The sequence below is a fragment of the Nocardia sp. IFM 10818 genome (assembly GCF_054655275.1).
In genome coordinates this window covers 5,688,796-5,708,280 of the sequence record NZ_BAAHJH010000001.1, presented here as the reverse complement: position 1 = coordinate 5,708,280, position 19,485 = coordinate 5,688,796, and the positions used below count along the sequence as shown (strand labels likewise).

Here is a 19,485-nt window from a genome sequence, read left to right as displayed (position 1 = left end):
GGATGGCCCGGCCCGGATTCGGGCCGGTTGCACCCGATCGAGAGCGAGCAGCGAGCCGTTCGGTTAGTCTCAGATGCCGGGATCGTCCGGACTCACAGTCGTAGCGCCCGTATGCCTTTGACTACGGCCGATACCTTCGGAACCGTACTGTGAGCGGCGACAATCCGCGTTTCATTTTGCAAGGCAGTGTTTCTGAGGCAGAGTGAACGCTGTGGCCCTGTTCCAGGTGTTGAACCTACTGCTGTTCCTCTTCTGGCTGCTGCTGATCAGCCGAGTCATCGTCGAGTTCATTCGCAGCTTCGCGCGCGACTGGCGGCCGACCGGCTTCGTCGTGGTGATCCTGGAGATCGTCTTCACGATCACCGACCCTCCGGTGAAACTACTGAGGCGTTTGATACCGCCAGTGAATCTTGGGGGAATTCGGCTCGATCTGTCGATTATGGTCCTGCTTTTCGTTGTGTTCTTCCTGATGTCCATCACGGGCAGCCAGGGTGCCGCGTAGCTGAGATGTGACAGAATGGCCGGAAAGAAAGCTTGCCCAGATCTACCGCTAGATCTCCATACGAAGCGTGAAGGGATCGTTCCATGCCGCTGACCCCTGCCGATGTTCACAACGTCGCGTTCAGCAAACCACCGATCGGGAAGCGCGGCTACAACGAGGATGAAGTCGACGCCTTCCTCGACCTGGTCGAGCAGGAGCTCTCACGCCTCATCGAGGAGAATGCAGATCTTCGCCAGCGGGTTGCCGAGCTGGATGCGGAACTCGCTGACGCCAAGAAGAATCGGGGCCCGGTCAATGCGGTGAAGCAGCCGCCCGCGCCGGAGCCGGTGAAGGCCGCCGTGGCCCCGCCGCCGCCCCCGATGCCCGCTCCCGCGCCGGTCCCGGTCAAGGCCGAGGCCCCCAGCGCGGATGCGAATCTGCAGGCCGCCAAGGTGCTCTCGCTGGCGCAGGAGATGGCAGACCGCCTCACCTCCGATGCCAAGACCGAGGCCGAGCAGCTGCTCGCCAATGCGAGAGCGAACTCGGAGCGTCTGGTCGGCGATGCCCGCACCCGCTCCGACGCCATGATCGCCGACGCCCGCCAGAAGGCCGAGGCCATGCTGTCGGATGCGCAGACCCGCAGCGACTCCCAGCTGCGCCAGGCCAAGGAGAAGGCCGACGCCCTGCAGGCCGACGCCGAGCGCAAGCACACCGAGATCATGGCCACCATCACCCAGCAGCGCAGCGTGCTGGAGAGCCGCATCGAGCAGCTCAAGACCTTCGAGCGCGAGTACCGGGTGCGCCTGAAGTCCTACCTGGAGTCGCAGCTGGAGGAGCTGGAGAACCGCGGGTCCGCGGTCCCGGTCGACGGCGGCGAATTCGGCGAGGGCGCCTCGGGCAACGGCGCACTCCTCAAGGGCGGCAAGTAAAGTCGTATCTACGGCCATTGGTGCCGCGTTGTGAACCCCCTCGGGGATCAGCGCGGCGCCGCCACCGTCCGGCCGGCCCACGACACCGCACGAGGGGGTGGTCCTCATGCTCGTTGTCACACTGGTCCTCGCGGCCATCGGTTTCGGACTGCTGGTCACCGCGCTGACCACCGGATCGGTGATCTGGGCGTGGGGGTGCATCGTCGTCTGCGTGATCGGCGCGGTGCTGCTGCTGGTGAGCGCGCTGTCCATGCGGGAGAACGATGAGGACTCCCAGACCCGCCCGGGCGGGCGACACGCGAAGCACTAGCCGGCGGGGGCGGGAATATCCGCTGGACTCGCCCCGCTAGAATCGAGACAACCCATCCCGCTCCGGGGGGTCGGGGGCGAAGCCCCTGAGAGTCCTGAGAGTCGGGTGAAGTTTCGGCGTTGATCCGGCTATCACCGGGGAGTCTTCGGAAGAACGGCGCGCGAGCGCTCAGTAGAACCGAACGGGTGAGCCCGTCACAGCTCGCAATGAGAGGCCCGGTCGTTCCTGATCGGGCAAGCGGGGTGGTACCGCGGTACCGGCGCACCGGCGCCGAGATCGTCCCCGTGCCCACTACTGGCACGAGGAGACCGACGCCGTGGCCGGCGAGACCCCGACCCCCAATGCCTACCCGCGCGCCGACCTGGGCGCTTCCAGCGGGCAGGTGAACTTCCCCGAGCTCGAACAGCGCGTGCTCGCCTACTGGGCCGCCGACGACACCTTCCGTGCCAGCATCGAGAACCGTTCCGATGCAGAGGAATTCGTCTTCTACGACGGCCCGCCGTTCGCCAATGGTTTGCCGCATTACGGTCATCTGCTGACCGGATATGTCAAGGATTTGATCCCACGATTTCAGACGATGCGCGGCAAGAAGGTCGAACGCCGATTCGGCTGGGACTGCCACGGTTTGCCCGCGGAAATCGAAGCGGAGAAGCAGCTCGGTATCACGGACAAATCACAGATCGATGCCATGGGGCTGGCGGAATTCAATGCCGCGTGTAAATCCTCGGTACTCCGCTACACCGGTGAGTGGCGCGACTATGTGACTCGTCAAGCGCGCTGGGTGGACTTCGACAACGACTACAAAACCCTCGACCTCGACTTCATGGAGTCGGTCATGTGGGCGTTCAAGTCGTTGTACGACAAGGGTTTGATCTATCAGGGCTTCCGGGTGCTGCCCTACAGCTGGTACGAGCAGACCCCGCTGTCCAATCAGGAGACGCGCCTGGACGACGCGTACAAGATGCGCCAGGATCCGGCGGTCACCGTGGACATGGTGCTGTCGGTCCCGGCCGAGCATCCCCTCGCCGCCCTCGACGGCACGAACGCCGTCATCTGGACCACCACGCCGTGGACGCTGCCGTCCAACCTGGCCATCGCCGTGCATCCCGACGTCACCTACGCCCACGTGCGGGGCAAGGACGGCAAGCGCTACCTGCTTGCTGCCGAACGGGTCTCGCACTACGCCCGGGAACTGGGCGAGGAGGCCGACGGCTTCCAGGTGCTGCACGAGTACGCCGGCGCCGCGCTGGCGGGGCTGAGCTACCGGCCGCCGTTCGACTTCTTCCTCGGCCACCCGAACGCGCACCGCGTGCTCACCGCCGACTACGTGACCACCGACTCCGGCACCGGCATCGTGCATCTTGCGCCGGCCTTCGGTGAGGAGGACATGGATGTGGCCTCCGCCAACGGCATCGAGCTGGTGCAGCCGCTCGACGCGGGCGGCAAGTTCACCTCCATGGTGCCGCCGTACGAGGGCCTCATGGTCTTCGACGCCAACCCGGTCATCATCAAGGACCTCAAGGCCGCCGGAAAGCTGTTGCGGCACGAGACCATCGAGCACTCCTACCCGCACAGCTGGCGCTCCGGCCAGCCGCTGATCTACATGGCGGTGCCGTCCTGGTTCGTGGCGGTCACCAAGTTCCGCGACCGCATGGTGGAGCTCAACCAGCAGATCACCTGGGTGCCCGAGCACATCCGCGACGGCCAGTTCGGCAAGTGGCTCGAAGGCGCGCGTGACTGGAACATCAGCCGCAACCGGTACTGGGGATCGCCCATCCCCGTGTGGGTTTCCGACGATCCGGCCTACCCGCGCGTGGACGTGTACGGCTCGCTCGACGAGCTGGAGCGCGACTTCGGCGTGCGCCCGGCCGATCTGCACCGGCCCATGATCGACGAGCTGGTGCGCCCGAATCCCGATGACCCGACCGGGAAGTCGATGATGCGGCGCACCCCCGAGGTGCTCGACTGCTGGTTCGAATCCGGCTCCATGCCGTTCGCGCAGGTGCACTACCCGTTCGAGAACAAGGAGTGGTTCGACGGGGGCCACGGCGACTCCGGCGGCGACCCGAAACCGGGCCACAATCCGGGCGACTTCATCGTCGAGTACAACGGCCAGACCCGCGGCTGGTTCTACACCCTGCACGTGCTGGCCACCGCGCTGTTCGACCGGCCGGCCTTCAAAACCGTTGCCGCGCACGGCATCGTGCTGGGCGACGACGGGCTGAAGATGTCCAAGTCCAAGGGCAATTACCCGGATGTGAACGAGGTCTTCGACCGCGACGGCTCCGATGCCATGCGCTGGTTCCTGATGGCCTCGCCGATCCTGCGCGGCGGCAACCTCATCGTCACCGAGCGCGGTATCCGCGAGGGCGTCAGCCATGCGCTGCGGCCGCTGTGGAATGCCTGGACCTTCCTGCAGCTCTACGCCTCGAAGCCGGGTGCCTGGCGCACGGATTCCACGCATGTGCTGGACCGCTACATCCTGGCCAAGCTGGCGCAGACCCGCGATGTCATCACCGCCGCCCTGGAGGTCAACGATATCGCCGGCGCCTGCGACGAGCTGCGCTCCTTCGCCGACGCCCTCACCAATTGGTATGTGCGCCGGTCGCGTTCGCGCTTCTGGGAGGAGGACCGCGACGCCATCGACACCCTGCACACCGTGCTCGAGGTGACGACCCGGCTCGCGGCGCCGCTGCTGCCGCTGATCACCGAGGTGATCTGGCGCGGCCTCACCGGCGGCCGCTCGGTGCATCTGGCCGACTGGCCCGCCGCCACCGAGCTGCCGCAGGATCCGGAGCTGGTCTCGGCCATGGACGAGGTGCGCACGGTCTGCTCGACGGTGCTGAGCCTGCGCAAGGCGCAGAACCTGCGGGTGCGGCTGCCGCTGTCGGAGGTGACCGTGGCCGCCGGCGACGCGGAACGCTTGCAGCCCTTCGTGGATCTGATCGCCGACGAGGTCAATGTGAAGAAGGTCGACCTCACCACCGATGTGGCCAGCCACGGCCGCTTCGAACTGGTGGTCAATGCCCGTGCCGCCGGTCCGCGCCTCGGCAAGGACGTGCAGACGGTCATCAAGGCGGTCAAGGCCGGACAGTGGAGCGAGGCCGCCGACGGCACCGTCACCGCCGCCGGCATCGCGCTGCTGCCGGAGGAGTACACCCAGCGCCTGGTGGCCGCCGAACCGGAGTCCACCGCCGCCCTGCCCGGCAATACCGGTCTGGTGGTGCTGGATTCGGTGGTCACCGAGGAACTGGAGGCCGAGGGCTGGGCGCGCGACCTGATCCGCGATCTGCAGGAGACCCGCAAGTCGCTCGGGCTGGACGTCTCGGACCGCATCAGCGTGGTCCTGGAGGTTCCCGCCGAGCGCGCGGCGTGGGCGGAAACCCACCGCGAGCTGATCGCCGGTGAAATCCTCGCCACCAGCCTCACTTTCGGTGACGCGGGCGCGGCGGCGGCCGAGATCGTGGGCGGCGTAAAGGCATCCGTCACCAAGGCGTAAACCGCATTCCGGCATCCGCCGGAGGCCGCGCAAGGGGCGAGACCGAATTCGGTCTCGCCCCTTCCGCGTTGTCGCGATGTCGCAGGAGTTTGCCTGTCTCGTTTGAGACTTTGCGGTGCACGTCACATTCCCCTTGACACCCCAGGTAGAACGCGCCGTTTCGGGGTTGCTTCGCGGTCGCTGCTGTTTGCTGGGTACGCCGGCGGGTAACCGAAGGGTCTGTGTGAGCCGTGCGCCCCACGGTGAGCACCGCTATCCGCTAGTAGGGCAGAGGAGCGTCGTGACGACCCGCGACCCGAAATCCGTACAACAGAGGCGCTCGGTGGCCGCCGCCGCCATGGGCAATGCGACCGAATGGTTCGACTACGGCGTGTACGCCGCCACGGCCACCTACATCACGGCCGCGTTCTTCCCGGGCGAGCTGGGGACCCTGGGCACCATGCTCGGGTTCGCGGTGTCGTTCGTGCTGCGGCCGCTGGGCGGCATGGTGTGGGGACCCCTCGGGGACCGCATCGGGCGCAAGGCGGTGCTCGCCATCACGATCCTGCTCATGGCCGCGGCCACCGGCGCCATCGGCCTGCTGCCCAGCCACGCCACCGCGGGCGTGTTCGCGCCCATCCTGCTGATCGCGCTGCGCGTGGTGCAGGGCTTCTCCACCGGCGGCGAATACGGCGGCGCGGCCACGTACCTCGCGGAGAGCTGCCATGACAAGCGGCGCGGCTTCCTGGGCAGCTTCCTGGAATTCGGCACCCTCGGCGGTTTCGTCGGCGGTTCGGCGGTGGTGCTGGCCTGCCAGCTCGCCCTCGGCAAGGACGCCATGTACGAGTGGGGCTGGCGGATTCCGTTCCTGCTGGCCGTGCCGCTCGGCCTGATCGGGTGGTATCTGCGCAACCGGCTGGCGGAATCGCCGGTGTTCACCGAGGTGCAGGAGCAGCAGGTGCGGCCGCGCACCGGGCTGCGGGTGCTGGTCACCGAATACCGGCGGGAGCTGCTCACCCTGGCCGGCCTGGTGGTGGCGCTCAATATCGTGAACTACACGCTGCTCACCTATCAGCCGACGTACCTGCAGAAGACCATCGGCGTGGACGAATCCACCACGACCACCATGATGCTCATCGGCCAGGTGGTCATGATGCTGGCGCTGCCGTTCTTCGGCCGGCTCTCCGACAGCACCGGGCGGCGGCCGCTGTGGTTCGCCTCGCTGGTGGGCCTGGCCGTGCTGGCCATCCCGATGTACGCGCTCATGGGGCAGGGCGCCGCGTGGGCGGTGCTCGGATTCGTGGTGCTGGGCCTGCTCTACATCCCGCAGCTGGCCACCATTACCGCGACCTTCCCGGCCATCTTCCCGACACACGTCCGCTACGCCGGTTTCGCGCTCGGCTACAACGTGTCCACGGCCGTGTTCGGCGGTACCGCGCCGCTGGTGAACGAGGCCGTCATCGACGGCACCGGGTGGACGCTGTTCCCCGCGGTGTACATGGTCGGCGGCTGTCTGGTCGGGCTCGTGGCCTTGGCATTCCTGCGGGAGACGGTCGGTGCGTCGCTGCGCGGGACCGGTGTGCCCAGCACCGGTGAGCTGCCCGTGGTCGCGGGGAGCGCGGTGCGCGCGTGAGGTAGGTCCGGCGGACACGCCAGTCCGAGTCTTCTTGTGCCGAATATCGGAACTGCGATAGAACAGCTATCGCATAGCTAACTTCTGTCACGGCAGTTCCGAGTTGTATCGCTAGTTCCGGTCGTAGACCCGAGGGGCGAGTACATGGCACGAAGACTGCTTCATCGCTGCGCATCATTGGCGACGACCACCGCGGCACTGACTCTCGTGACCGCCCTGTGGGCGGGCGCGTCCCACGCCGACACCGGCTCCGGGACGGGTTCGGGCAGCGGGTCCGCCTCCGGCAGCGCCAGCGGTTCGGCGTCCGGAAGCGCCAGCGGCTCAGCGCAATTGCCCTTGGCCAGCCCGCGCGCCATGGCGGCGCTGGGCGTGGCGGCCACGCAGACCGGGAAGAGGTACGAATGGGGCGGCGTCGGCCCGGACGCCTGGGACTGCTCCGGGCTGGTGCAGTGGGCCTATCGCAGCGTCGGCATCGATATGCCCCGGACCACCTGGCAGCAGGCCCGGGCCGGACTCGAGGTCCCGCTCGGCGCGCTGCAGCCCGGTGATGTGGTGATCCTCAATGGCGACGCCTCCCACGTCGGCATCTACGCGGGAGGCGGGCAGGTGCTCAATGCGCCGACCTGGGGAGTCCCGGTGGGACTGACCCCGCTGGCGCAGTTCGAGATCTACGATATTCGCCGCTTCTACTGAGTTCGCTTACTCCACAACGAGTTCCACGGGGATATTGCCCCGGGTGGCCTTGGAGTACGGGCACACCTGGTGGGCGGCCTCGACGAGGGCCCGGCCCTTGTCGTTCTTCAGCTCCTCCGGCAGCTCGACGTGCAGCACGACGGAGATGGAGAAGCCGGTCTCCTCCGACTTGTGCAGGCTGACATCCGCGGTGACGGAGGTGTCGCCCGGGTCGACGCCCTGGTTCTTGGCGACGGCCTGCAGCGCGCCGGCGAAGCAGGCCGAGTAGCCGACCGCGAACAGCTGCTCCGGGTTGGTGCCGTCGCCACTGCCCCCGACCGACTTCGGCTGGGCCAGCTTCAGATCGAGGTACCCGTCGGAGCTGACCGAGCGGCCCTCGCGGCCGACCGAGGTGGCGGAAGAGGTGAAGAGAGTGGTCATTGCGTTCCTCCTAGACAGACTTGTCTGTTCACGTCCGGAGCTCAGGGTAGACAGACCTGTCTGCTATCGTCAATAGCGCGATTCGATCCGGAGAGGAGCGCGCATGAGCGAGGCACGCGACCGGCTGCTGGACACCGCGACGCGGCTGTTCTACGCCGAGGGCATCCACACCGTGGGCATCGACCGGATCATTGCCGAGGCCGGGATCGCCAAGGCCACCTTCTACCGGCACTTCAAGACCAAGGAAGACCTGGTCGTCGCCTATCTGACGCGCGAATACGCGCGGCAGCGCGGCAATTTGGAGGCGGTGCCGGAGCAGGGCGTGGACGGAATCATCGCCATCTTCGAGACGCTCAGCGAGCTCAGCCGCGGTCCCGGATTCCGCGGGTGCCCGTTCCTCAACGCGGCGGTCGAATTCCCCAGGCCCGACCATGCGGTGCGGCAGGTGGTCGACGAATATCGCGCCTGGTTCCGCGATCTCATGGCGGAACGCTTGCGCGCCGCCGGGCACGAGGACGCCGAGGACGCCGCCCGCGCGCTGCTGCTGACGCGCGACGGCGTGACGATCAGCGGCGCCGTGGGGGACGGCGAGACCGTCCGCGCGGGTGTGCGGACGGCCTTGTCGCAGTTGAATATCCGGCGCTGAATCCCTAGACGCCGACCGCCTCTTCCATTTCCTCTTCGGCCGCCTCCTCGGCCTCCGGGGCCGCGTGCTTCGGCTCGGCCGGAGTGGAGTCGCTTGCGGCCCGGCGCTTTTCGGTGAAGTGGGCGGCGACGATGAGCACCAGACCCGCTGCCAGCCACAGGAACAGGCTCGCCAGGCGCGAGCCTAGGCCGACGCCGTCGAAGTAGAGCAGGCTGCGCGCGCCCTCGACGAAGCCCGCGCCGGTCCAGAAGCCGTGCAGCGCACCGAAGAAGTCGTTCTGCAGCATCGGGCTGTAGACGCCGCCGGAGGTGGTGAAGTTCAGCATGACGAACAGCGCCATCATGGCCAGGGTGGTCCAGCGCTTCAGGAAGGTGTGCAGGCCGATGCCGATGGCCAGGATGCCCGCGGAGTAGAGCCAGGACATGGCCCAGACGGCGCCGAGATCATGGTCGACCACATGGAAGACCGGGCCCGCCACGGCCAGGCCGATGAGGCTCACGATGAGCGAGGTGGCCAGGCCGAACAGGGCGCGGATCCACATGGGCAGGCAGGCGCCCGCGGCGCCGATGGCGGCCACGCTGCCGTAGGAGCCGATGCTCAGGGCCACCAGGAGGAAGAAGATGCCCTGCGCCGTCGGATCGCCGGGGCTCGGGGTGACGATGTCGGTGACGGTCAGCGGCACGCCCTGCTGGGCGGTGACCCTGTGGAACAAGGTTTCCACGGCCATGGCGGTGGTATCGGATCCGGCCGAGGCGATCAGCAGTTCGGGACGCTGTGCGTCGGGGACGAACGCGCCAGCCAGATCGCGGTCGCGCAGCTGGGCGACGGCCGCGTCGCGGCTGGGCACGGTGATGACGTCGAGCGCCTTGCCGCCCTCGTCCTTCAGTGTCTGCGCCAGCACCAGATCCTGCGGCGCCTCGCCGACCACCGCGATCGCCAGTTGATTGGGCTCGGGCTGATGGAAGGCGCCGAGATATGCCAGGCCCATGCCCAGGCACATGAGCAGCGGGGTCAGCAGATGGGTGGCGACATGCCGGATCTGATGCGAGGCCATAGATTCACTCCGAATAGTTGGTAAATGCAACCATGTAAGGGTTGTAGTCTACAACTATGGAGACGGACGCGGTATTCCCGGGCCGGGCCGAGGCCGCGCCGGCCGGACGGGACCAGGCCATTCAAGCCATTCAGCGCGAGCTCACCGCCTTCGCCCGGCGCGCTCGCGGGCGGGCCACCGAACTGCATCCGGAGCTGTCGCTGGTGGCGTCGAGCATTCTCGATCTCGTGATCGAGCGGGACGGCTGCCTGGCGGCGGATCTGGCCGGGCACTATCACCTGGACAAGTCCACGGTGAGCCGGCAGGTGGCGGCGCTCGAACAGGAGGGCTACCTGATCAGGGAGATCGATCCGGCCAATCGCCGCAATCATGTGCTGCGCGCCACCCCGGAGGGCCGCCGGATCGCCCGCGCCGCGGCGCGCAGCCGGGCCGACGCCTTCGCCGATCGGCTCCAGGATTGGGATGATGCGGACATAGCTCGCTTCGCGGGTTATCTGATGCGCTACAACGCCGCCGACGAATAGTTGATATGTGTACGAAACTAGTTGTAGTTCAATGAATTTCGGTCGGTTCGTAGTACCGGTCTGGTTAGACTGATGCCGTCTCGCCGGTCGGGGTGAGGCGGGGTTCGGGGCGCGGCCCCCGAGAGCCCCGAGAGGTGGGCAGTACCCTCCGCTGGAAGGTTGACGTCATGTCCGATCGATCGGACGTTCGTGCCGGAGCTGGTTGGAGAACACGCGGGCGGATGGCGGCCGGGTTCGGCGCGCTGGTGCTGCTCGCGGCCGTGGCGGGATGCGGCAAGGCCGCGGACGAGGCCCCGACGGCCAATGCCGGTCCGGGGACGGTGTCCAAGGCCGGTGCGCTCGAGGGCTTCTCGACACCGGAAAGCGTGCTGTTCGCGGGCGACCGGTGGTTCATCTCCAATATCGGCCCGCAGGCCGAGCCGGTGGCCGAGGACGGCGACGGCTTCCTCACCGAACTCAACTCGGCCGGGACGGTGACCGCGCGCCGCGCCATGCCGCGACCCGGCGATCCGCCGCTGCACGCGCCCAAAGGCATGACCTACACCGACAATCGGGTGTTCGTGGCCGATATCGACCGGGTGGTGGGCTATGACATGGACACCCACGGGCAGGTGTTCGAGGCGGTCGTGACCGGCGAGGAGCCCGCGCTGCTCAACGATCTGGCGCTGCTGAATCCGCACACGCTGCTGGTCAGCGATTCGCTGCGCGGGATCGTGTACCTGCTCGACACCGAGACCCGCCTGTTCGAACCGCTCGCCACCGGCATCCCGGGCGCGAACGGGCTCGCCGTGGACGCGGCGGGGGCGGCGGCCTACGTGGCCGGGACGGGCGCCGATTTCCGCGGCGGCGACGTGTGGCGGCTCGACCTCGCCCAGCGCCCGGCCGCGCCGCAGCGGGTCGGCGCGGTGCACGGGGTGCTCGACGGAATCGCGGTGCTGGCCAATGGGAATCTGGTCGTCTCGGACTGGGTCTCGGCGGGCGAGACGCCCGGCGCGATGACCGTGTACGGGCCGGACGGCGCGCTGGTGGCGGCGGTGCAGTTGCCCGAGAACACGCACGGGCCCGCCGATTTCGCGCTCGATGCGACGGCGCGGAACGCGTGGATTCCAGCTATGCCCGACAACCGGGTCGTCATCGTCCCGCTGCCCTGAGCTGCGGCGTTCCGAGTCCTCGGCCGGGACGGACGTGCCGTTCGGCCGGGTGTGTCGGTCCGACGGCGGTGTCCGCGCGCTGCATAGGGTGGCTACGCCGCACTGGGCGGTGATCGGTTCGAGTGAGAGCGAGGATCGAATGGACGTCCAGGGTTCCCTCCGGCGGACCGTCGCCGGCTGCGGCGTGCTGGTGCTGGCCGGCGCGGTGCTCGGGTGCAATGGGGCGGGCGTCGAGAAGACGGTGCCCGCCACCATGGGCTCGGCCGAGGCCACAGTACTGGCGGGGTTCGTGTCGCCGGAAAGCTCGCTGCCGGTGGGGGATCGGTGGTTCGTCTCGAATATGGGTGCGCCGGATCCGCTGGCGAAGGACGGGAACGGGTTCGTCTCCGAACTGAAATCCGATGGGTCCGCGCTGAACAGCAAGGTGGTGCCGCGGCCCGGGGATCCGCCCTTGAACGCGCCCAAGGGGATGGCGTCGATCGACCACACCGTCTTCGTGGCCGATATCGATCGGGTGGTGGGCTTCGATCTCGACACCTTCGCGCAGGTCTTCGAGGCCACCGTGGAGGGTGACGCGCCGAGCCTGCTCAATGACATCGCGGTGCGCGATCCGGGCACGCTGCTGGTCACCGATTCCGCGCGCGGGGAGGTGCACACCCTCGATCTGGCCAACCGGAAGTTCGAGACCCTCGCCGACGGGATACCGGGCGCGAACGGGATCGCGATCGACAACTCCGGCGGGCTCGCCTACGTGGCCGCGGCGGGTGCGCAGAACCAGGGCGGCGAGCTGTGGGCCGTCGAACTCGGCCCCGCGCCGGTGGTGATGCGCAAGGTCGGGACCGTGCACGGCATCCTCGACGGCGTGCAGATCCTGCGGGACGGGAATCTCGTGGTGTCCGACTGGGTTTCGGCCGACGACAGCGCCGGTGTCATCACCATCTACAAACCTGACGGTACCGAGGTGCAGCGGATTCCGGTGCCCGCCGGCCTGCGTGGTCCGGCGGACATCCAGTTGGCGCCCGGCGACAAGGCGCTGTGGGTGGCCTCGATTCCCGACGATCAGGTGTTCATCCTGGCCGTGCCCTGACCGCCGGGAAATCTCAGAGGCAGAGCTGGCGCAGCAGCGGGCCGTACTCGGGATGCGCCAGCGCGGAGGCGAATTGGGCCACCAGATAGTCGGCCGGATTGCCGGTGTCGTACCAGCGGCCGCGAATCACCTGGCCGTACACCGGATTGTCGGCGGCGAAGATATTGATGGCATCGGTCAGGTACACCTCGCCGGTGCGGTGGGTGTACCAGTTGTCGACCTGGCGGCGCAGCTCCTCGATGATGCCCGGGGTGACCACATAACCGCCGATGGCCGCGAACGCCGAGGGGGCGTCGGCCGGCTTGGGCTTCTCCTTCAGGCCGCTGATGCGCATGAGGCCCTCGGTGACCGTCTCCTCCACCACGGGCACGCCGTAGCGCTGGGATTCCGACGGATCCATGGGCAGCAGGGCCAGTACGGGCGCGCCGGTCTTCTCGTAGGCGTCGATGAGCTGCTGGGCGCGCGGCACGTCGGCGACGAAGACGTCGTCGGGCCAGAGCACCAGCATGGGTTCGTCGCCCAGGTTGCGGGCGGCATTGAGGACGGGGGTGCCATTGCCGTACGGGCCGTGCTGGTCGAGGTAGGTGATGTGACCGAGGCGGCCCAGATCACTGACCTCTTGCACGGCGTCGGCGTAGGCGTCCTTGCCGTCGGAGCGCAACTGGGCGACCAGGGCGGGATTGGGGCGGAAATGGTCCTCGATCAAGGACTTTCCGCCGCTGACGACAATGGTGATATCGGTGATGCCGGAGGCGACCAGTTCGCGAACCGTGTGCTCGATGACCGGTTTGTCGCCGACCGGGAGCATTTCCTTGGGGATCGCCTTGGTCAGCGGGAGCAGACGGGAGCCGATACCGGCGGCGGGGATCACGGCCTTGCGAATCGTCATAACCCGATCATCACACACCTGGGAGGACCAACCTGTCGGTAGTCGCGCGTAGATTCGGCACTGTGAACACCCCTGCCCACCCTGCCGAGGAGCGCATATCGCCTGGTCGGAGCGCGCATTCGGGGGCCGGCGCGGGGGCTGTTCAGCGGGGTGGCGCGGTATTGGATTCACAGTGGATCGGAAGTCGGCTCCCAGCCCCGGGCGGTGCGTTCCCAGGGGGCGGCCGGGCCGGGCGGCGGTGGGTGCTGCACATCGATATGGACGCGTTCTTCGCCTCCGTCGAGCAGCTGACCAGGCCGACCCTGCGGGGGCGGCCGGTGCTGGTGGGCGGCATGGGTGGGCGCGGCGTGGTGGCGGGGGCCAGCTACGAGGCGCGGGTGTACGGGGCGCGCTCGGCCATGCCCATGCATCAGGCGCGGCGGCTGGTCGGGGTGAAGGGCGTGATCGTGCCGCCGCGCGGGGCGGTGTACGCCGAGCTCAGCGGGCAGGTGTTCGACACGCTGCGGGAGCGGATACCGGTGCTGGAGACGCTGTCGTTCGACGAGGCGTTCGGGGAGCCGGCGGAATTGGCCGGGGCCACCGCGGATCGGGTGCTGGAATTCTGTGAGGAACTGCGGGCGGTGGTGCGGGAGCGCACCGGGTTGGTGTCCTCGGTGGGGGCGGGCAGCGGCAAACAGCTCGCCAAGATCGCCTCCGGCATGGCGAAACCCGATGGGGTGCGGGTGATCTCGCCCGATGAGCAGCAGGAGTTCCTGGCGGCGCTGCCGGTGCGCAAGCTGTGGGGAGTCGGACCGGTGACCGAAAGCCGTTTGCGCACTCTGGGTATCGAGACCGTGGGGGCGCTGGCCGCGCTGCCGGAATCGGAAGTGGTGTCCATTCTGGGCGGGGCCATCGGCGTCAGCCTGCACCGCCTGGCCCGCGGCATCGACGACAATCCGGTGGCCGAACGCACCGAGGCCAAACAGATCAGCGCCGAAACCACCTACGAGACCGATATCGTCACGCTCCCGCAATTGCGCCCCGCCATCGACGCCATGGCGGTCTCCGCGCACCGGCGGCTCATCGAGGACGGCCGCGCCGCGCGCACCGTGGTGCTCAAACTCAAGAAGGCGGATATGAGCATCGTGACCCGCTCGTCCACCCTCCCTTACGCCACCGAGGATCTGGCCACGCTCACCGCCGCCGCCCAGCGCTCGGCCCTCGATCCGGCCGAGCTGGGTCCGATTCGCCTGGTAGGCGTGGGTTTTGCTGGTTTGTCCGAGATTCGCCAGGAATCGCTGTTCCCCGAACTCGACCAAACCGTCGACACCGAATCCGTCTCCGAAGAACCCACCCTGGGCCTGGCCCTCGGCCCGGAGCCGGAGGTGCCGCCCGCGACCCGTTCCTATACCACCCAAAACTGGTATCCCGGACTCGATGTCGAGCATCCGGAATACGGCCACGGATGGGTGCAAGGCGCAGGTCACGGCGTGGTGACCGTCAGATTCGAAACCCGATCCACCGGCCCGGGACCGGCTCGAACCTTCGCCGCCGACGACCCGGAACTGCGCAAAGCGGACCCGCTCGGCAGCCTTCGCTGAGCACCCCACCCTCTTCCCACTTGGGGTTTCGGGGGCTTGCCCCTGAGAAGTCCCCCTCTTTTAAGGCGCGGATGCGCCAATTATGAGGATTCGGCCTGAAAGTGGCGCGCCAGCCCCTACGGAGTCGGCTGACTGGCACCCTCGTTGGTAGCCTGACCCATCGTTGTCCGACGGACCTACTCGAACGCAAAGGACGAGCAGTTGAAGCTTCAGAAGACTGGACGAATCGCGGTCGCCACCCTGGCTGTGGCCACCGCACTCGGGCTGTCCGCGTGTGGCAGTGGTGACAAGACGGAAACCAAGCCGTCCAAGACCACCACCGCGAAGACCACCGCCAACGCCCAGTACCCGCCGGCCCCGACGGTGGCGGATCTCAATGCTGAACTGCAGAAGGCGCTGGATCCGAACGTTCCGGACGCGGAGAAGCTGGACATGATGCAGGGCGTGTCGGCCGACCCGAGCCTGCCCTCCCGCCTGGCCGAGGCGTACAAGCAGAACGGCGCCGCCATCACGGTCACCGGTGTGACCGACCTGGGCAACGGCACCATCACCGCCGACGGCACGGTCTCCATCAACGGCGGCGCGCCGAACCAGGTCGTGGTTCCGTTCGTGGCCGAGGACGGCAAGTGGAAGGTCCAGAAGGAATGGATCTGCAACACCCTGTCGCTGGCCAACCAGACCTCCCCGGCCTGCGCGTAGTTCGCTCGCTACGGGCCCGCACTCCCCGCGTGGGAGTGACGGGCCCGTTCGCGTTTTCGCGGCGTAAACAACCCGTCAAGGCGAGAAGCTGTGCGCCGCAGGGCATATCAGATTCCCGTTAAATCGGGTTCGCGTCTCTTACCGGCCGGGTTCGCGTCATGTGATCGTCATGCTCTTGTTTCGTGTCAGGAGGGTGACGGGTCGTGTCGAAGGTCGGTGCCACACCGGAGCGGTTGCGTTCCGCCGCAGGGAAGATGCAGGCGCTGCATGATCGGGTGAACGGCATCTTCAGCAAGCTGGAGGGCGCGCTGGCGGGCAAGGGGCAGCCGTGGGGCAATGACAGTTACGGCGCGAGCTTCGCCGACGGCGACCAGGGCTATCTGACCGCGCACGAGAATCTGAAGGACGGATTCGGCAAGCTCGCAACGACATTCAAGTCCTACGCCGACGGCCAGAGGGACGCGGCCACCTTATTGGCCGGGATGGACAAGCGTAACGGTCAGGGCTTCGGGCGGAACTGAATCGCGTTGAGTGTCGATCTGCCCGACGTTCTCGGCTGGGTCGCCGGTTCCGACTGGCCCGAGGGCGACGAAGACCGGATGTGGGCGCTGGCAAGTGACTGGCGCACGGCCGCAACCGAATTGCGTGATCTCCTGGACGAGATCGAGGATGCCAAGTCGGCCACGGTCGACGCCTACCCCTGGGGTGAAGGCGTCGAGAAGATCGTCGAAGCCCTCGACAAACTGGTCGACGGCCCGCAATCGGTCGAGGAATTCGCCCGCGTCCTCGACCTGGTGGCCGACGGCGCCGATGGCCTGGCCACCGAGATCGAGTACACCAAGATCCTCATCGTCACCTCCCTGATCATGCTGGCCGCCGAGATCGCCCTGGCCTGGATCTTCCCGCCCACCGCCCCCGCCGTCGAAGCCGCCGCAATCGCGGCCACCCGCATAGGCATTCGCCAGCTCGCGCAGCTGGGCCTCAAACGCGCCCTCGTCCACGTGGCCAAAATGGCCCCCGCCGCCCTGGCGAAGTTCCTCGCCAAACACGTCATGATCAGCACCGTGCTCGGCGTCGGCCAAGACCTCGGCATACAGCTCTATCAACAGGCCGTCGGCCACCGCAAGAACGTCGACTGGCAGCGCATCGGCACCACCGCCTACACCGCCGCCATCGCCGGTGCGGCGGGCGGCCCCGCCGGCGACAAACTGGGCAAGCTAGCCAAGATCAACCCCGCAATGTCCCCATGGGACAAGGCCCTCCGCGGCGCGGCCGTCGGCGCGGGCGCGGGCATGGTCGGCGCCGTAGCCTCCTACGTGGGCGGCGGCCTCTTCAACGGCATGACCATGGACCCCAGCACCTGGGACCCGCGCGTCCTCACCAGCGGCGCCGCCATGGGCGCCCTCTCCGGCGGCGCCAAAGGCGGCCGCACCCGCCCCCACCCCGGCTCGGGCCCCGGCATCCCCGGCTACCACGGCCCCGGCGCCGCAGGCTTCGGCGACCCGGACGGCAGCAGCCCCGCCAGACCCACCACCGGCGGCGAAACCCGAACTCCCGCCTCCACCGCGAACAACCTTGGCGCCCAGCCGAATACGGGCGGCCAGACCGCCACCGGCGGCCAGAACGGCGCAAACGGCCACAACGCCCCCGGCAATCGGACCACCGGCGGCGACCCGAACACCAGCGGGCAACCTAACGCCGGTGGCCAGTCGCATTCTGGCGGCCAGTCGAGTACCGGCGGGCAGTTGAACGCTGGCGGGCAGTCGAACGGCGGTGGGCAGTCGAGCACAGGTGGCCAGTCGAGTGCGGGTGGCCAGTCAAATGCTGGTGGCCAGAACGGAACCGGCGGCCAGTCGCGCGCAGGCGAATCCGCCAACAACGGTGCCAACCAAGCCGATTCGGGTGAGCAGCCGCGCGCTGGCGCTCCCGAAGGCGGCGATGCCGGTTCGTCCCCGACTCGGGAGGACCGGGGCCCCCATATCTCCGCAGGTCCCAAGGAATCCGAGGCCCCATCCACGGGAAACCAGGGCGACGAATCGACCCCGGCCGCACCGCGCGAGTCCGCCCCGGAATCCGGCGAGCCGCCGTCGGCGCAGCAGCCGGATTCCCCCGGCGACAAGAGCGCAACGCCCGAACAGCCCTCGGCCGGAACGGAAACCACCCAGGAGAACCCACAGTCCGCTCTGGAACAGTCGCAGCCTGCCTCGGAGAACGCGATCCGTCCGGACGGCGAGCCGGATATCTCGCCGAAACCTGAAGGCGCACCCGAGAATTCGAGTCGAGCCGAGCCCGTGTCCGATAACGCGAGCCGTCCGGATGGTCCGCCGGAGAATGCAGGCCGTCCGGATGGTCCACAGGAGAATGTCGGTCGGCCCGCCGGAGAGCAGTCGAATGCCGGTCGGCCCGGTGGTGTGACCGAGCAGCCCAGCACGGGGAAGCCGGACGGCATTGCCGAGCAACCGTCTGCCATCAAGCCGGATGGGTTGGCAGAGCGGCCTTCTGTCGGCGATCCTGACGGCCTGGCAGAGCGGCCTTCCGTCGGCAGTTCCGACGGTTTGGCAGAGCGGCCTTCCGTTGGCAATTCTGACGGTTCGGCCGAACGGCCGCGCGCCGGTGCCGACAGTGATTCCGGTGTGGCCGAACGGAATTCGCCGACCGCTCCGGCGGGAGCCACGGCCCCGGCCGCGGTGCCGGCCGGACAGCCGTTCGCCCCGGCCGGGTCGGCTGCCGGCGAATCCGGCTCCCGTCCGGCGACCGGGTCGGAGAATCGCGGCCCGGTTTCCGGTGTGTCCGAACATCGCTCGACCTCCGGCGACGGCCGCCAGCAGTCGTCCCCGCCCAAGGGCGCGGACGGCAGCACTCCTCGCCCGTCCATCCCGGAATCCCGTGCGCCCCAACCGCGCGCCGGTGTGCCCGAGCACCAACCCGGCCTCGATACGACCGCCCCGGAACCCTCCGCCCCGGCCCGCTCCACCACCAGCGAGCAGACTTCGGAAGGCGAATCGACGCCCGAGCCCGCGCACACGCCCGACCCGGGCGGTGAGCAGACACCGGAGGGTGCGGCGCTGCCGGATGCCGACGGGGAGCAGACGCCCGCCCGCAACCCGAATCAGTGGGTGCCGAGCACGACCTCGCAGATTCCGTACACCCCGCGGTACACCCCTCCCGACGTAGTTCCAGCCGCGCCTCCGTATGAGGCACCGGCCGCCCCGGACGAGAGTGTCTGGAAGCCAAAGCAGAAGCCGGTACCCGAGCCGGAGCCGGAGCCCGAGCCGGAGCCGGAGCCGGAGCCGGAGCCGGAGCCCGAGCCGGAACCTGAGCCGGAGCCCGAGCCGGAGCCGGAGCCCGAGCCGGAACCTGAGCCGGAGCCTGAGCCTGAGCCCGAGCCTGAACCGGAACCAGAACCCGAGCCGGAGCCGGAGCCGGAACCTGAGCCCGAGCCCGAGCCGGAACCTGAGCCCGAGCCGGAACCTGAGCCCGAGCCTGAGCCCGAGCCTGAGCCCGAGCCGGAACCTGACCCCGAGCCGGAACCTGAGCCTGAGCCGGAACCTGAGCCCGAGCCCGAGCCCGAGCCGGAACCAGAACCCGAGCCGGAACCTGACCCCGAGCCAGAACCTGAGCCGGAGCCGGAGCCGGAGCCGGAGCCGGAGCCGGAGCCGGAGCCGGAACCAGAACCCGAGCCGGAGCTGCCGACGGACCCTGGGCCGCCGACGGACCCGGCGCCGCCTACTTGTCCTGAACCACCGCGGCCTGAGCTGCCGGTGGAGCCGGAGGTTCCGGCGTACCCTGGGCCGTCGGATCGGGCCTGAACCGGGAGCCGCGCCGTGCGTTCGGGTGCACCGGGGTGCGGGTGGAGGGGGTCGGGTGGGTGGGTTTATGGGGTTTGGCGTGGTTATGGGGATGGGGCGGTG

General features: G+C 68.3%; 17 protein-coding genes. 14 read left to right on the top strand and 3 right to left on the bottom strand.

The annotated features are described in order from the left end of the window. The first annotated feature begins 211 nt into the window (after positions 1–211). From ACYQ5L_RS26605 to ACYQ5L_RS26580, 6 genes are all read left to right on the top strand, one after another. A complete protein-coding gene (locus ACYQ5L_RS26605) occupies positions 212–502 on the top strand; it encodes a YggT family protein (RefSeq protein WP_067547402.1) in 291 nt (96 codons plus the stop codon). An 83-nt stretch (positions 503–585) separates the two neighbouring features. Continuing rightward, on the top strand, positions 586–1,410 hold the full coding sequence (wag31, locus tag ACYQ5L_RS26600) for a DivIVA-like cell division protein Wag31 (RefSeq protein WP_379202376.1): 825 nt from the start codon (positions 586–588) through the stop codon (positions 1,408–1,410). A 106-nt stretch (positions 1,411–1,516) separates the two neighbouring features. Further along, a complete protein-coding gene (locus ACYQ5L_RS26595) occupies positions 1,517–1,720 on the top strand; it encodes a hypothetical protein (RefSeq protein WP_379202378.1) in 204 nt (67 codons plus the stop codon). A 316-nt stretch (positions 1,721–2,036) separates the two neighbouring features. Continuing rightward, the gene (gene ileS / locus ACYQ5L_RS26590; RefSeq protein ID WP_459961002.1) at positions 2,037–5,219 is read left to right on the top strand and encodes an isoleucine--tRNA ligase; all 3,183 of its coding nucleotides are present in this window, start codon (positions 2,037–2,039) and stop codon (positions 5,217–5,219) included. A 337-nt stretch (positions 5,220–5,556) separates the two neighbouring features. After that, positions 5,557–6,831, top strand: coding sequence for an MFS transporter (locus ACYQ5L_RS26585; protein WP_459963552.1), 1,275 nt, complete (start codon positions 5,557–5,559; stop codon positions 6,829–6,831). Between the two features lie 207 nt (positions 6,832–7,038). After that, positions 7,039–7,524, top strand: coding sequence for an NlpC/P60 family protein (locus ACYQ5L_RS26580; RefSeq protein WP_459961001.1), 486 nt, complete (start codon positions 7,039–7,041; stop codon positions 7,522–7,524). Between the two features lie 6 nt (positions 7,525–7,530). Here the strand turns inward: ACYQ5L_RS26580 and ACYQ5L_RS26575 are convergent, their stop codons facing one another. Beyond that, positions 7,531–7,944, bottom strand: a complete 414-nt coding sequence (locus tag ACYQ5L_RS26575) for an organic hydroperoxide resistance protein (protein WP_459961000.1) — start codon at positions 7,942–7,944, stop codon at positions 7,531–7,533. A gap of 103 nt (positions 7,945–8,047) precedes the next feature. Between ACYQ5L_RS26575 and ACYQ5L_RS26570 the strand changes: the two genes are divergently transcribed. Beyond that, positions 8,048–8,590 carry a TetR/AcrR family transcriptional regulator gene (locus tag ACYQ5L_RS26570; protein ID WP_459960999.1) on the top strand — a complete coding sequence of 181 codons (543 nt, stop codon included), beginning with the start codon at positions 8,048–8,050 and terminating at the stop codon, positions 8,588–8,590. 4 nt (positions 8,591–8,594) lie between these two features. On the opposite strand, the gene ACYQ5L_RS26565 is transcribed toward ACYQ5L_RS26570, so the two are convergent. Next, a complete protein-coding gene (locus tag ACYQ5L_RS26565; RefSeq protein WP_459960998.1) occupies positions 8,595–9,644 on the bottom strand; it encodes a hypothetical protein in 1,050 nt (349 codons plus the stop codon). A 56-nt stretch (positions 9,645–9,700) separates the two neighbouring features. Here ACYQ5L_RS26565 and ACYQ5L_RS26560 point away from each other — a divergent pair, with 56 nt between their 5' ends. The 3 genes from ACYQ5L_RS26560 to ACYQ5L_RS26550 all read left to right on the top strand — a co-directional run bounded on the left by ACYQ5L_RS26560 (position 9,701) and on the right by ACYQ5L_RS26550 (position 12,406). Continuing rightward, positions 9,701–10,168 carry a MarR family winged helix-turn-helix transcriptional regulator gene (locus tag ACYQ5L_RS26560; RefSeq protein WP_459960997.1) on the top strand — a complete coding sequence of 156 codons (468 nt, stop codon included), beginning with the start codon at positions 9,701–9,703 and terminating at the stop codon, positions 10,166–10,168. A 167-nt stretch (positions 10,169–10,335) separates the two neighbouring features. Beyond that, complete coding sequence (locus ACYQ5L_RS26555; RefSeq protein ID WP_459960996.1) at positions 10,336–11,319, top strand: hypothetical protein; 984 nt, start codon at positions 10,336–10,338, stop codon at positions 11,317–11,319. A gap of 139 nt (positions 11,320–11,458) precedes the next feature. Continuing rightward, entirely contained in the window at positions 11,459–12,406 is a 948-nt protein-coding gene (locus tag ACYQ5L_RS26550; RefSeq protein ID WP_459960995.1) for an SMP-30/gluconolactonase/LRE family protein, read from the top strand. A gap of 13 nt (positions 12,407–12,419) precedes the next feature. On the opposite strand, the gene ACYQ5L_RS26545 is transcribed toward ACYQ5L_RS26550, so the two are convergent. Next, a complete protein-coding gene (locus tag ACYQ5L_RS26545) occupies positions 12,420–13,295 on the bottom strand; it encodes a UTP--glucose-1-phosphate uridylyltransferase (protein WP_459960994.1) in 876 nt (291 codons plus the stop codon). Positions 13,296–13,552: 257 nt separating this feature from the next. On the opposite strand from ACYQ5L_RS26545, the gene ACYQ5L_RS26540 reads away from it, so the two are divergent. The 4 genes from ACYQ5L_RS26540 to ACYQ5L_RS26525 all read left to right on the top strand — a co-directional run bounded on the left by ACYQ5L_RS26540 (position 13,553) and on the right by ACYQ5L_RS26525 (position 19,383). Then, positions 13,553–14,875, top strand: coding sequence for a DNA polymerase IV (locus tag ACYQ5L_RS26540; protein ID WP_459963551.1), 1,323 nt, complete (start codon positions 13,553–13,555; stop codon positions 14,873–14,875). A 201-nt stretch (positions 14,876–15,076) separates the two neighbouring features. Further along, positions 15,077–15,574 (top strand): WKL family lipoprotein, encoded by a 498-nt coding sequence (locus tag ACYQ5L_RS26535; RefSeq protein ID WP_459960993.1) that lies wholly within the window; start codon positions 15,077–15,079, stop codon positions 15,572–15,574. Between the two features lie 203 nt (positions 15,575–15,777). Beyond that, entirely contained in the window at positions 15,778–16,095 is a 318-nt protein-coding gene (locus tag ACYQ5L_RS26530) for a WXG100 family type VII secretion target (RefSeq protein ID WP_459960992.1), read from the top strand. 6 nt (positions 16,096–16,101) lie between these two features. Next, a complete protein-coding gene (locus tag ACYQ5L_RS26525) occupies positions 16,102–19,383 on the top strand; it encodes a WXG100-like domain-containing protein (RefSeq protein ID WP_459960991.1) in 3,282 nt (1,093 codons plus the stop codon). Positions 19,384–19,485 lie beyond the last annotated feature (102 nt).

Bases quoted from the DNA above. Each gene is read 5' to 3' on its own strand.
- wag31 (WP_379202376.1), top strand. From the start codon at position 586: ATGCCGCTGACCCCTGCCGATGTTCACAACGTCGCGTTCAGCAAACCA.
- ACYQ5L_RS26595 (WP_379202378.1), top strand. From the start codon at position 1,517: ATGCTCGTTGTCACACTGGTCCTCGCGGCCATCGGTTTCGGACTGCTG.
- ACYQ5L_RS26585 (WP_459963552.1), top strand. From the start codon at position 5,557: ATGGGCAATGCGACCGAATGGTTCGACTACGGCGTGTACGCCGCCACG.
- ACYQ5L_RS26575 (WP_459961000.1), bottom strand. From the start codon at position 7,944: ATGACCACTCTCTTCACCTCTTCCGCCACCTCGGTCGGCCGCGAGGGC.
- ACYQ5L_RS26570 (WP_459960999.1), top strand. From the start codon at position 8,048: ATGAGCGAGGCACGCGACCGGCTGCTGGACACCGCGACGCGGCTGTTC.
- ACYQ5L_RS26565 (WP_459960998.1), bottom strand. From the start codon at position 9,644: ATGGCCTCGCATCAGATCCGGCATGTCGCCACCCATCTGCTGACCCCG.
- ACYQ5L_RS26560 (WP_459960997.1), top strand. From the start codon at position 9,701: ATGGAGACGGACGCGGTATTCCCGGGCCGGGCCGAGGCCGCGCCGGCC.
- ACYQ5L_RS26555 (WP_459960996.1), top strand. From the start codon at position 10,336: ATGTCCGATCGATCGGACGTTCGTGCCGGAGCTGGTTGGAGAACACGC.
- ACYQ5L_RS26550 (WP_459960995.1), top strand. From the start codon at position 11,459: ATGGACGTCCAGGGTTCCCTCCGGCGGACCGTCGCCGGCTGCGGCGTG.
- ACYQ5L_RS26545 (WP_459960994.1), bottom strand. From the start codon at position 13,295: ATGACGATTCGCAAGGCCGTGATCCCCGCCGCCGGTATCGGCTCCCGT.
- ACYQ5L_RS26540 (WP_459963551.1), top strand. From the start codon at position 13,553: ATGGACGCGTTCTTCGCCTCCGTCGAGCAGCTGACCAGGCCGACCCTG.